The sequence below is a fragment of the Candidatus Krumholzibacteriota bacterium genome (assembly GCA_016932415.1).
GTDB lineage: Bacteria > Krumholzibacteriota > Krumholzibacteriia > Krumholzibacteriales > Krumholzibacteriaceae > Krumholzibacterium.
On sequence record JAFGCX010000016.1, the window covers coordinates 21,617 to 34,412 of the forward strand.

At 48.4% G+C, this 12,796-nt stretch carries 10 protein-coding genes; all 10 read left to right on the top strand.

What is annotated here, in order from left to right; genetic code table 11:
• The first annotated feature begins 45 nt into the window (after positions 1–45).
• The 10 genes from JW814_06000 (at position 46) to JW814_06045 (ending at position 12,767) form a co-directional block, all read left to right on the top strand.
• Positions 46–1,287 carry a hypothetical protein gene (locus JW814_06000; GenBank protein ID MBN2070993.1) on the top strand — a complete coding sequence of 414 codons (1,242 nt, stop codon included), beginning with the start codon at positions 46–48 and terminating at the stop codon, positions 1,285–1,287.
• Positions 1,288–1,463: 176 nt separating this feature from the next.
• Positions 1,464–3,395, top strand: a complete 1,932-nt coding sequence (locus tag JW814_06005) for an ABC transporter ATP-binding protein (protein MBN2070994.1) — start codon at positions 1,464–1,466, stop codon at positions 3,393–3,395.
• A gap of 55 nt (positions 3,396–3,450) precedes the next feature.
• Entirely contained in the window at positions 3,451–4,419 is a 969-nt protein-coding gene (locus JW814_06010; GenBank protein MBN2070995.1) for a glycosyltransferase family 2 protein, read from the top strand.
• A 35-nt stretch (positions 4,420–4,454) separates the two neighbouring features.
• Positions 4,455–5,393 (top strand): hypothetical protein, encoded by a 939-nt coding sequence (locus JW814_06015; GenBank protein ID MBN2070996.1) that lies wholly within the window; start codon positions 4,455–4,457, stop codon positions 5,391–5,393.
• Positions 5,394–5,397: 4 nt separating this feature from the next.
• Positions 5,398–7,524 (top strand): glycosyltransferase, encoded by a 2,127-nt coding sequence (locus JW814_06020; GenBank protein ID MBN2070997.1) that lies wholly within the window; start codon positions 5,398–5,400, stop codon positions 7,522–7,524.
• A gap of 1 nt (position 7,525) precedes the next feature.
• Entirely contained in the window at positions 7,526–8,692 is a 1,167-nt protein-coding gene (locus tag JW814_06025; GenBank protein ID MBN2070998.1) for a glycosyltransferase family 4 protein, read from the top strand.
• 58 nt (positions 8,693–8,750) lie between these two features.
• The gene (locus JW814_06030; GenBank protein ID MBN2070999.1) at positions 8,751–9,515 is read left to right on the top strand and encodes a glycosyltransferase family 2 protein; all 765 of its coding nucleotides are present in this window, start codon (positions 8,751–8,753) and stop codon (positions 9,513–9,515) included.
• An 18-nt stretch (positions 9,516–9,533) separates the two neighbouring features.
• Complete coding sequence (locus JW814_06035) at positions 9,534–10,646, top strand: glycosyltransferase (GenBank protein MBN2071000.1); 1,113 nt, start codon at positions 9,534–9,536, stop codon at positions 10,644–10,646.
• Positions 10,647–10,705: 59 nt separating this feature from the next.
• Positions 10,706–11,716 (top strand): lipopolysaccharide heptosyltransferase II, encoded by a 1,011-nt coding sequence (gene waaF, locus JW814_06040; protein ID MBN2071001.1) that lies wholly within the window; start codon positions 10,706–10,708, stop codon positions 11,714–11,716.
• Positions 11,709–12,767, top strand: a complete 1,059-nt coding sequence (locus JW814_06045; GenBank protein ID MBN2071002.1) for a hypothetical protein — start codon at positions 11,709–11,711, stop codon at positions 12,765–12,767. Before waaF ends, JW814_06045 begins: the two co-directional genes overlap by 8 nt.
• The last annotated feature ends 29 nt before the right edge of the window (positions 12,768–12,796 follow it).

The following is a 12,796-nucleotide window of genomic DNA, read 5'->3' on the forward strand; positions in this document are numbered from 1 at the left end:
GAGGTACCGTGGAAAAAGTTTTTCAAGAAGGGAAACGACGGGGCGATGAATATCTACGAAAGAAAGACAGAATCATTCCTTATCCTGACATGTGTTGTCCTGCTGCTGTTTGCCTCTCTTGAGCTTGGCGCGGCTGGCCTGGGACAAGGCGGAAAAGCGGAGCGCAGGTTGTTCAGACTTCATTACGAGAATACAAGCGGTGAAAACGGTGTTTCGACGTATGGATATGACGCTGCCGGGAATATTGACTATGGAGTCTGGGAACTCCTCGATGGAAGCAGGTTTTCCATTAATTACTATACATGCAACAGTAATGGAGACGTGGAGAAGAAATACCGCGAGTTTTCGGAAGGCCGGACATCGCTGACAGAATACAATTATGACGGCGCGGGTAATCTCGTGAGCGAAGTCTTCGAAAGGTCCGACAGTGTCTCGGGCGTGACTTATTATGAATATGATAAAGCAGGCAGGCGCGTAAAAGCCGACTGCAGGGGCCTGAACGGATGGTTCCACGGATTATTATATTATACGATCGATGAGTCAGGGCAGACGACCGGGGCTGATATACTCCGGGAAGGAAAAAAGATCGGTTCGATAATATATGAATATGACGAACATGGCGATCTCGCCATGGAAGAGTGGGATTTTGACGGGACATGGAAGCAGACATTTATCTATGAATATGGTACGTATCGAAACGATGACTCGACGCGGTATACTAGTGCCAATCCATTTTTATCCCGGTCGGGCGGGCATCGTCTTTCTGGAGAGAAGTATGATTACTCCGGCGAGATCGGAGGACCTTCATTTTTCGAATATGACGATAAAGGGAAACTGGTGAGAAAGATATTCAAACGTTCCGATGGTTTTTCGACCGAGACCTTCTATATCCATGACAGCGAGGGGCGGCTGACGAGATCTTTCAGGAAATATTCCAATGGTCTGTCGGCGAATTTCGCCTATGAGTATGATGGTGACAGGAAGCTTCTGAAAAGAAGTTTTCATAGATCTGATGGCAGATCGGGAAGCGAATCATACCATTACGACAAGGAAGGTGTCCTCGTTTCGGCTGAGTATATCAATTTCGATCTCTGGCTTACCGGGGAAATAGAATTCTCCCATCGAGAAGACGGGAGGCTTGAGACCGGCCTTTTCAAGGGAAAGGACGGGATGGGCGCCGATATATCTTTTTCCTGGGATGAAAATGGAAATCTCGAACAGATCGACTGGCTTCTTTCCAGTGGAAAGAACCAGAGTTATACCTTCGAGTACGAGAAGATCAGGTAGTCGTTCGGCGATAACGAAAATCACTGAATAACAGTAGCAAAGATACCGAAACAGTGTTATTTTGTCGTAACGTCTGATTCTCCTGTCAATTATGAACTTTTCATTGATAATTCAATAAAGTAGGATGAGAAATCAGATAGTGGGATGTTGAGCTTTATCAAAGGTGTCAATTACTGATGGGCGACGTAAGGAAACTTTTGCGAATAATGACGAGATACTGGAAGCTGATGACGGGCGGCTTTCTGACTATGTCGATCTTCGCTCTTCTCAGCGGACTTACGATAACGATGTTCGTTCCTCTCTTCGATTTTGTCTTCGGGCCGAAGCACAAGGAATCTCTTATTACAAGTTCCGGCGAGTTTCTCGATAAAATGTTCTCAGTGTTCGGCAGGTTCTTTGCCACATTCTCGTTATCAGGATTGTTCTCCAGCGAGAGCTACAAGGGGCTTCTCGGTGATATCGACAGTGTTCTTTCCATGACCGATCCCAGTCTTCTTCTGCTGATGATCGGCGTGGCGATGATCACTCTGATGATCCTGAAGAATTCGATATATTTCCTTAACAGGGTAATCTTTGTGACTCTTCGTGGGAAAGTGATAAGGCGCCTCAGGAATATCATTTTCAGGAAGTTTCTCGAACTTCCGATGGTTTTTTTCATGGACAAACCTCTCGGTGATATCCAGGTCCGTATCACGGCAGATGTAAATATCGTAAGCGACCTGTTCATCCGTTCGGTATTCGGATCGCTGAGGGATTTCGCGCTGGTCATCATCTACGTTCTGATAGCTCTTTTCATCAACGCGAAGCTGTTTCTTTATACTGTCGTGATCGTTCCGGTCTTCAGCCTTATGATCTCATATGTTGGAAACAAGATAAGAAAATATTCGAAACGGATCCAGAATACCTACGCGATCCTTTTCTCGAGGATCGCGGAGGTGATAAGTGGAATCAAGATCGTAAAATCTTACGCGAGGGAAGAATACGAGAACGAGAAATTCAGGAAAGAAAACGACAAATTTTACAGAGCATGGTTCAAGGCGCAGATGTACAGCGCTTTCAATATTCCGCTGTCCGAGATCAATGGTACGATTGTCGGGATCATAGTGCTGATAATCGGTGGAAACATGGTCCTCAGTGATCCTGGCAATTTCACGCTCGGTTCATTCACCGCTTTTCTCTTCGCGATCTTTTCGCTGCTCCAGCCGTTAAAGAGTCTTACAACGGCTTATACCGAAGTAAGAAAAGCGATGGTATCTCTAACCCGGATATTCGAAATCCTCAATCTTCCTCCCGAGTTGAAAGATGATTCGGATTCCGTGGAAAAGAAATCATTCGAAGATTCGATCAGAATAGAGCACCTCGGTTTTTCTTATGATAAGGGACGCAAGATCCTGGATGATATCAATCTTGAGATCAAAAAGGGCCAGACGGTAGCTCTGGTCGGAAGCAGTGGGGCGGGCAAGACGACTCTGATAAACCTTATCGAACGGTTTTTCGATCCCCAGGAGGGAAGGATCACGATCGACGGAGTCGATCTGAAAAATATAAGATCCAACGACCTGCATGATCTGTTTGGCACAGTCACCCAGGAGTCGATCCTTTTCAATGATACCGTGGCGAACAATATCGCTTATGGCACAAATCGCGATATTACGATCGAGGATATAAAAAAGGCCGCTGAAATAGGATACGCCGATGACTTCATTAAGGATATGCCGATCGGTTATAATACGATGATCAATCCCAAAGCGTCGAATCTTTCAGGAGGTCAGAGACAAAGGCTATGCATATCGCGGGCGATCGTAGGCGATCCGCCGATCCTGATCTTTGACGAGGCGACAAGTTCACTAGACACGGAATCTGAACATAAGGTGCAGAAAGCGATCGAGATGGCGACAAAAGACAGGACTGTCATCGTGATCGCTCACAGGTTGTCCACGATCATGAATTCAGACAGGATTATAGTAATGGATGAAGGAAAGATCGTCGGGTCCGGAACTCACGACGAACTCATGTCGAACAATGATAAATACAGGACCCTTTATGAATGTGACTTCAAAGACCCGGCCGGCGTCGATCAGATCAGGGCAGGCGATCAGGATCGTTGATTACTGAATCGTATCCGAGACGATCGATCAGCCGCGGGCCTGATGGAGAGCCCGGATGAGGATCAGCGGATTTTCAATGGTCAGAAACGGGGAAAAGCTATATTACCCCGTCGCCGGGATGGTGCGTTCGATCCTGCCGATCGTCGATGAATTCGTCATCGCGATCGGCGAGGGGGACCCGGATGATAATACGCGAGAGTCGGTCGAATCGATCGGCGACCCGAAGATCAGGATAATCGACACGCAATGGGACCTGGAAAAATATCCAAGGGGGATGGAGAACGCCCACCAGACTGATATCGCTAAAGAAGCCTGCACGGGCGACTGGCTTTTTTATCTTCAGGCCGATGAAGTGATACACGAGAAATACCTGCGATCGATCAGAGACGCGTGCGAAAGATATCTCGACGACAGAGATGTCGAGGGACTGCTCTTTAATTATCTGCATTTCTGGGGGGATTACGATCATTACCATGCCGGTCACGGGTGGTATCCGCGCGAGATCCGCATAATAAGAAACGATCCCGATATCCACTCATGGGAATCTGCCCAGTCTTTCAGGAGGATCCCGGGATTTGACGGATTGAATTACAGGCAGAAGGAAGGGACGATGAAGCTGAAAGTCGCCCTTATAGATGCCTGGGTATATCACTATGGCTGGGTCAGGCCGCCTCACCTGATGCTTACGAAAAAGAAGGCTCTTGATACCGTTCATAAGGGAGGGAGCAGAGTCGACGAGATGTACCAGAATATGCCGGACGATTTTGATTTCGGGCCGCTGGACAGGCTCGCCAGATTCGAAGGGACTCACCCGGCAGTGCTCAAAGATATGATCGAAAAAATGGATTGGAAGGACAAACTGCAATATTCAGGGAATCCCGACCCCTCCAGGGAATTGCACAAACACGAGAGATTCAAATATCGCCTGTTGTCTTTTATCGAAAAATATCTTGCCGGGGGCAGGCATATTGGAGAATTCAGAAACTACAGGATCATAAGAAAACAGCGAACACGAGGATACTGAGAAGGCGGCATTGACGCCTGGGGAGTGAATTCAGAATGAAACGGATCGCACTTGTCAGGGACGAGAACGGCTATCATGAGAAGTATAAGCCGATCCTCGAAGAGTACGGATATCTGGTCGAAGTCGTCGATATCTGGCGCGCCGACGGGATGGATTATCTGCTCGGCGAAAAATGGGACGGATTCATATGGTGGGCAAAACATACTCCGAGAATAAGGAATCTTGCCAGGAAGCTGCTCTACTATTTCGAACATGTGGAGAAGATAAAGACCTATCCATCCTTCCGTGATTACTGGCACTACGATGATAAGGTCGCTCAACATATTCTGTTCAGGAAATTTGAAGTTCCTGTTCCTGAGACGGTTGTTTTCAACAGGGAAGAGGACGCGATGAGGTACGCGGAAGTGGCGGAATTGCCCGTTATCTGCAAAGCAGCTTCAGGAGCGGGTTCATCAAACGTCCGGCTGATCGCCAAAAAGAAAGACCTGGCCCGGCATGTCAGAAAGGTATTCAGGGAGGGAGTGAAGACGCGGTTCAAGGAGGATATGCAGAAGGATTATATATATCTTCAGAAATTCATCCCCGGCAATACGGGCGATTACAGGCTCGTCATGTATGGGCCACGGCTCGCTGTGGGGTTTTTTCGAAAAAACAGTGAGAAAAACTCGTTCGCTTCAGGAAGCGGAATATATGAAGGATCGAAAGTGACCCGGGAAATGGTTGAATTCGTCGACCTGATACACGCGAGAATGGGAAATACGATAATGTCGTACGACCTTCTCGAAGATGGTGAGGCTTTCGTCGTAACGGAGATGAGTATCATCTATGGCATTCTGAAGAACAAATTCTATGAACAGGCCGACTGGTATTCGAAGAAAGACGGAAGCTGGGAAAGAACCGAACCTAGATCCAGGCATCGCAGCACGATCGACGCCCTGTTGACAGGTTGGGGATGGCCTTTCGACGGGGAATAGTACCTTGAGAATCGGATTAGTTACGCCGGAATATGTCACCGAAAAGAGATCGTTCGATGGAGGACTGGCCAACTACCTCTACCGTCTTTCACTTTCTCTCGTAAAGCTCGGTCATCAGCCGGTCGTATTCACCCTGTCGGATCAAAGTGGCGTTATTATATCTGACGATATAGAGGTTCACCGTGTCGAAGCTGGAAAGATCAGCGCCGCTTGCCGGATCAGAGGGCTGATGTCGCTCGGAAGAGAGAGGCAGGCGCTAAAGCTGATGCACCAGAGCAGGCTTCTGAACGATGAAGTATCCCGCGCCAACGGCGAAAAAAAGATCGATATCGTCCAGTACGCGAGCTACAGGTCGGTCGGATATCACAGGGTCGCCGCGGTGCCTGGCGTGATAAGGATCTCCAGTTATCAGAAGTTGTGGGATAGAGCTTATCACGGTGAAAATATAAGGGCGAAGCATCTTTCGGCGCAGAGGCTCGAGGAGAAGACGCTTGAAAGCGCTTTCCATATCTTCGGTCCGGGAAGATTTCTCGCAAGAGAGATCGAGAAGGATATCGGGACAAGAGTAAGGGTCATCGAGACTCCATTTATCCTCGAATGCCACGAATATGACGCGAGCGTTGCTGACGCGATCAGTGGAGAGTATCTTCTTTTCTTCGGATCGATCGGAGTTCTCAAGGGTGCCGCGGTGATTGCGGTTATATTGGAACAGCTGCTCGGAAATTATCCTCATCTGCGTTTCGTCTTCGCAGGAAAGGATATGGGGATAGACGGCCGGTCCGCAGAGGAGCATCTCCGAAAGATGGGGGGGAGGTACAGCGACAGGATCGTATTTACAGGGATCCTGAAACATCCACAGCTTTACCCGGTGATAAGTGGCGCGGCAGCCGTGGTGCTTCCTTCCCTGATAGACAATTTCCCCAACTCGTGTCTTGAAGCGATGGCTCACGGAAAGATCGTCATAGGGACGCGGGAGTCTGGCTTCGAGCAGTTGATCGAAGACGGTGTGAACGGTTATCTCTGCCGGCGCGGAGACAGCAGCGACCTTTTTGACACGATCGATGAGGTACTCCGGCTCCCCGAAGAAAAGAAAATAACGATAGGAAAAGCGGCCCGTATCTCAGTGGAGCGCCTTCATCCCGACAGGACAGTCACGGGGCTTGTCGAATACTACCGTGAGGTCATAGCCGACTTTGAGGGATATCGAGATGGCAGAGATCTAAACAGGGTGGCATGTGAAGCTTTCAACCGGGCCAGGCGTCTTTTCCATAAGGGGAGATTCTCTGAAGCGGTCAAAACGATGACATCCTACAGGGGAAGCATCGATTATAACCTGTTCAATATCGAGGACAACAGAAAGAGAAACGATAGATCCAGGATCGTGCCCTCAATCTCTGTCATTGTAGTCGCCTATGATACGAACAGGCTGCTGATCGAATGCCTTGATTCTCTCTCGAAGCAGGATTCAGATGATTATGAAGTGATAGTCGTGGATAACGGATTCAATGAGACAGTCAGGGACAGGCTTCGCGAGATGGATATCCTCTATATCGAGACTCCGCAGAATCTCTACCTGTCCGAGGGGAGAAATATCGGGGCAAAGTTTGCCAGGGGAAAGATAATAACCTTCCTTGATGATGACGCTCTCGTCGCTGAGGATTATATCGGATCTGTAAAGAAAGCGTTTGAGTCGTATGATATCTGCGGTTTCAGGGGAAGGGTGCTTGAGAAGAAAGGTAAGATGAGTAATATAGCTCTGAGGCACTACGATCTTGGTGAGACTCCGATTCCGTCGATCATAAATGCCGAGGGGAACTCGGCGTTTATAAAGGAGATCTACGAAGAATACGGCGGCATGGAACCGCTCCTTTTCGGGCATGAGGGATGGGAGTTCTCCTACAGGGTATCGCGCGACAGGGGTGAGAACTCTTTCATATACTGGCCGAAGACGGTCATATACCATGACTATGCCGATTCTGATTCAAAGCTCAGCAGCAAGAGCGGAAGGCACAGCCTGATGAATGAATTTATTAAAAATATCCATCCCGAAGCCGTGGAGTACAGGAAAAGGATGAAACGATTTATTACAGGAGATAAAAGCCGGGCTGAACGTTTGATCAAGAGGAAATAGGATGAGGATAGCATACGTGCATACCGGGCTCTGGCCCTCAAAGACACCCAGCATGACATTTGCCACTTATAATGCTATCGGTTTGGCTGAAAACATCGATGAAGTCGTCTTCTACATAAAGAAAAATTCATCACGGTCGTCTGATCATGTCCTGCGCGATGAATTCGGTCTGGACAAGCCTGATAATCTCATTATCAGGCAGATGAGAAAGCCGTTTTTCAGATCGAATCATCTCTATTACCGGCGCGTCGCCCGGGAAATTACAGGAAGTCGCGGCGTAAAGCGCTTCGATGCCGTCATCACGAGAAGCCTGACCTTTCTTCCGTATATGGTCAGGATGGCAGAGTCGTCTGGGATCCCGGTATATTTCGAGACGCATGATTTTTTTTCAAATCTGGAGATTCGGGATGATCTGGGCAAAAAGAAAAAAACGAAGCAGCAGAGGATCGAAAGAGAGTACATACCCCGTATTACCGGCCTGATCTGTCTGCAGGAGTCCCAGAAGGAGCTTTATCGCAGAATATACCCTGGCGTGAATATGATCGTGGCAAGGACAGGCATTCACATGGCCGTCAGGACCGGGGGAAAGAGAAAGTATATTACATATATAGGGTCGCTCGATCCGCTGAAGGGTGTTGACCTTTTCCTGGAAGCTCTCGGCAGGACATCAAGCCGTCCTGATGCTTTGATCATTGGAGGGAAGAGCCAGAAAGAGATAACCCGGCTTGAGGCAGCCTCGCAGAGGTTTTATCCTTCGGGGAGCGTAAAGATTACCGGATGGGTAAGCAAGGAATCAATCGGTAGATATCTTGCCGAGACAGCCGTGGGCGTGCTTCCGCTGAGGGACACTTTTTTTAACCGATTCGTGTCTTCACCGTTGAAGTTGTTCGATTATTACAGTTATGGCATCCCGGTCATTGCTTCCGATCTTCCCGCCACGAGGGAACTGATCGAGGAGGACAGGACAGGATGTTTTTTCCGGGCCGGCGATCCGGGAGACCTGGCCGTTACGATCGACAGCATGATCGGGGACAGCAGCCTGCTTGAACGGATGCGCGGTGATATATATACAGTCTGCGAAAAATATCTCTGGAGCCGCCGGGGAAAGCAGATCGCCGATCTGGTAGAAAGTGACATTGAGCAGAACAGACGTGGTCGGTCCGGATAAGAGACGGAAAAATATTTTGAGAGGATGCCCGGAGGCCTCGTAAAAGGGCGGGAAAAAGATGACAAAGATCTCAGCATGCATGATTGTCAAGGATGAGGAAGATAATATTGAAAGGTGTCTTCAGTCGCTGTCGTGGGCGGACGAGATCGTCGTCGTCGATTCCGGATCGGTTGACGCGACTGTTGAGATCTGCGAGAGGTATGGATGCAGGATCATCAGGACCGAATGGCTCGGGTTCGGAAGAACAAAAAGATTCGCCGTCGAGTCAGCTCTCAACGACTGGGTGCTTTCGATAGATGCCGATGAAGTCGTGACCGAAGGCTTAATGGAAAGGATAACTGCCAGTGTAGAGTCGGGCCGCTTTCACGCTTACAGGATAAAAAGGAATTCGTTCTATCTCGGCAGGATGATAAGGTACTGCGGTTGGAGAAAAGATTATCCCGTGAGGCTGTTCGACAGAAGGTACGGCAATTTCAATGAGAGCGAGGTCCATGAAAAAGTGGTGATCGATGGAGAAAAGGGAAGAATCGACGATCCACTTCTGCATTACACCTATCCCGACATCGCATCTCACATAGACAGGATAAACAGGTATTCTACGCTGGGAGCACAGGCCGCTTTCAGGAAAGGCAAGCGTTCCAGCCTGACCGGGTCGATAGTCAGGGGGTTCCTCAAATTTATTAAGATGTATTTTACGCAGCTCGGAATCCTTGACGGTCTTAGCGGTCTCATCCTTTCGCTAAATTCAGGGTATGGAGTCTTTTTGAAATATTTCAAGCTTCGCGAGCTTGATAAGAATAACGGTCGGCCTGGTAAAGGGTGATCAGGAAAGAATCGGGGAATGAACGGCAGTAAACTCAGGGTTTTGCATATCGACACAGAAAAAACGTGGCGGGGAGGCCAGCAGCAGGCGGTCTACCTTTTTGAGGCGATGCTGAAAGACGGCTATGATACGGTATTCGCGTGCAGAACAGGTTCTGCTCTCCATGATTATCTGAAAGAAAGAGGTCTTCCCCATTTTACCGTTGGAATGCTCGGAGAAGCAGATCTGGTTTCGGCCTGGAAGATAGCTTCATTCTGCAGGAGGCATCCGATAAATATCATCCATCTTCATTCAGCCCACTCGCATTCGATCGGGATCTCCGTCAGGTTGTTTTACTCGCCGGTGAAGGTCGTTGCTGTGAGGCGGGTCGATTTCAGAATAGGCGGAAATCCGTTCAGCAGTTTCAAATACAAGACCAGGCTGGTGGACAGGGTCGTCTGTATTTCCAGCGAGATCAGGAGAGTGCTTATAGAATGCGGAGTAGACGAAAAAAAACTCCACGTGATAAGAAGCGGGATCGATATCGATAAATTTAAAAGCATTGAGAGGGAAACACAGCTTTTAAGGGAATATCATATTCCTGAAGACCATATAATCGTCGGAACCGTCGCCGCTCTTGCGGGACACAAGGACTATCCGAACCTGCTGAGAGCGGCAAAGCTTGTGCTTGATTCACGTAGAAACGTCACCTTTATCGCGGTAGGAGACGGCCCCCGCAGGAAAGAGATCAAAAGACTGCATGAAGAACTCGGGCTTGGAGACAGGTTCATATTCGCTGGATATCAGAACGAGATCGGAAGATTCATGAAGTTGTTCGACATCTTCGTCCTTGCCTCGAGAAGAGAAGGGCTTGGAACATCGATCCTCGACGCGCAAAGCCTCGGCATCCCGGTGGTGGCCACAAGGGCTGGAGGGATCCCGGAGATCGTCGAGCATGACAATACCGGATTACTTGTGCCTCCCCGGGATCACAGGCTGCTGGCCAGGGGGATACTCGTGCTGCTAGGCGACGAGAGCAAGAGAAGAAGATTCGGTTTGAACGCCAGGAGGGCGGTCAGGGAGTTTGATATCGGAAAAACGGTAGAGAAGAATATCAGTCTGTACAGGGAACTGATGGATGATTGGGAATAAGCTTGGGAGATGGTAAAGAAAGTCGTTTATGGCAGTATGGATGCTGGCGGTGAAAGAGATTGAGCTATAAAAGGGTAGTTGTCATTCAGACGGCGTTTCTAGGGGATCTTGTTATGACTACGCCTCTCTTCAGGGAATTGAAAAAGGCATTCCCCGGAGTCGAGGTCGATCTGGTGACAATACCCGAGACGGCCGGAATGATAGCGAACAATCCCAATATCGACACGATCCATCTTTTTAATAAACGAAAGGTAAGCAGAAAATTCTTCAGTTTCTGGCATATTGTGAGCGCATTGAGAAAACGAAGATATGATGCCGCTTATTCGATGACCACATCAATGACATCTTCAATGATAATGCTGCTGGCAGGCATCCCTGAAAGGATCGGATCGCAGCGGATGAGATTTCTTACCAGGAGGGTCAGGTTTAAAAAAGGATCTCATATCAGGACAAGAGCTGTCGACCTGTTGACCGAGAGCTCCGAATATCTTTCGGATAATTCCGCGACCGAGCTTTTTCCCGGTGAAGAAGATACTGAAAAAGCGAAAATATTGCTGTCGAAGAGCAGGGCGAGGTTCAATATCGGCTTTGCTCCCGGATCAGTTCGCGAGACGAAAAAGTGGCCTGGGGAATATTTCTCCATCCTGCTGGATCTTCTCGCTGAAGATGATGTCTTCGTTTTCTTTATTGGAAGCGACGATGACCGCACTCTCTGCGAGCGGATCATCGGGAAAAGCTCAAACGGCAATTGCGTGAATCTCGCGGGAGAACTGGGGCTTCTCCTTTCGGCGGCGGTGATCGATCGTCTTGACCTGATGATATCTAACGACAGCGCGCCGCTTCACATGTCGAATGCCGTCGATACTCCTGTCCTGGCTTTCTTCGGTCCTACAGTAAGGGAATATGGATGTTATCCGTACAGGGATAAAGACAGGATGATGGAGGTAGCCCTGGATTGCCGCCCCTGCGGCACTCATGGGGGTAAAGCGTGTCCCCTGGATCATCATGACTGTATGAGGATGATCAGGCCTGAAGCTGTATACAGAGAGATCATGGAGTATTATGAGTGAGATGAATCGGAACAGGAATATTCTTGTAATAACGGGAAAGAATGGCTTCTTCGGCCAGACAAGGAAACCGTGGGTATCCATAGATACGGGACTTTTTGTCCGGTCTCTTGCAGAGGCCGGATTCGAAACCGAGGTTATGACCTTCGATGAAGCGTGTTTTAAAAGAGAGAATATAAAAAACAGGGTCATAATATATACGTTCAGCCAGAAATCAGACTACCGGCAGTATCTTGGCGACATTGTGACCCATCTTTCAGAAAATAACCGGGTCATTCCTTCGATCGATCTGTTGCGATGTCATGAGAACAAGGGATACCAGGAGCTTCTCAAATCAAAGCTGGGTATCAAGACGATCAGGACTTTTTATGCCTGTGATCCGTCCTCGATAGAGAATTGTAGTTATGGATTCCCGGTCGTTCTCAAGGCCGTTTCAGGCTCGAACGGAAACCAGGTCTATCTTGCCCAAGACAGCGAACATCTGATGCGGTTGATAAGAAAACATTTTATTAATATCGGCCTTCCGGTAAAGATAGATCTGTTAAGGCGGAAGTATCTGCGAAAGGAAAAAACCTATCTTCATTATCCAGATTATTCAAACAGGACCGATCTGATTCAGTACACGGAATACATGACTCAATACAGGCCTTTTATTTTGCAGGAATTCATTCCCGGGCTCGAATATGACTATCGGGTGCTTGTTATGGATGATAGGTCCTATGTGATGAAAAGGCACATAAAAAAGAACGATTTCAGAGCAAGCGGGACAAAGCTGCATGATTTCGATTTCACGCCGGCCGACGACCTGCTTGAATTCGCACGGTCTATATTCGACAGGTTCGATACGCCCTTGCTCTCTCTGGATATCTGTGAGAAGGACGGCAAATATTACTTTTTTGAATTCCAGGCTCTTCATTTCGGAATGAATGTCGTCATTAAGTCGAAGGGATTCTACTCAAGGGCATCGAGTGGATGGAAATTCAATCGATCCACGGAAAGTTTCGAGGTTGTACTCGCTGGAGCGTATACGGGCTATCTGGATAAAAGAAGGTGACATAACCATGAGTGCCGGTGTACCCCCTG

Excerpts from the sequence above, each read along its gene's own strand:
- JW814_06000 (MBN2070993.1), top strand. The coding sequence starts at position 46 with ATGAATATCTACGAAAGAAAGACAGAATCATTCCTTATCCTGACATGT.
- JW814_06005 (MBN2070994.1), top strand. The coding sequence starts at position 1,464 with ATGGGCGACGTAAGGAAACTTTTGCGAATAATGACGAGATACTGGAAG.
- JW814_06010 (MBN2070995.1), top strand. The coding sequence starts at position 3,451 with ATGAGGATCAGCGGATTTTCAATGGTCAGAAACGGGGAAAAGCTATAT.
- JW814_06015 (MBN2070996.1), top strand. The coding sequence starts at position 4,455 with ATGAAACGGATCGCACTTGTCAGGGACGAGAACGGCTATCATGAGAAG.
- JW814_06025 (MBN2070998.1), top strand. The coding sequence starts at position 7,526 with ATGAGGATAGCATACGTGCATACCGGGCTCTGGCCCTCAAAGACACCC.
- JW814_06030 (MBN2070999.1), top strand. The coding sequence starts at position 8,751 with ATGACAAAGATCTCAGCATGCATGATTGTCAAGGATGAGGAAGATAAT.
- JW814_06035 (MBN2071000.1), top strand. The coding sequence starts at position 9,534 with ATGAACGGCAGTAAACTCAGGGTTTTGCATATCGACACAGAAAAAACG.
- JW814_06045 (MBN2071002.1), top strand. The coding sequence starts at position 11,709 with ATGAGTGAGATGAATCGGAACAGGAATATTCTTGTAATAACGGGAAAG.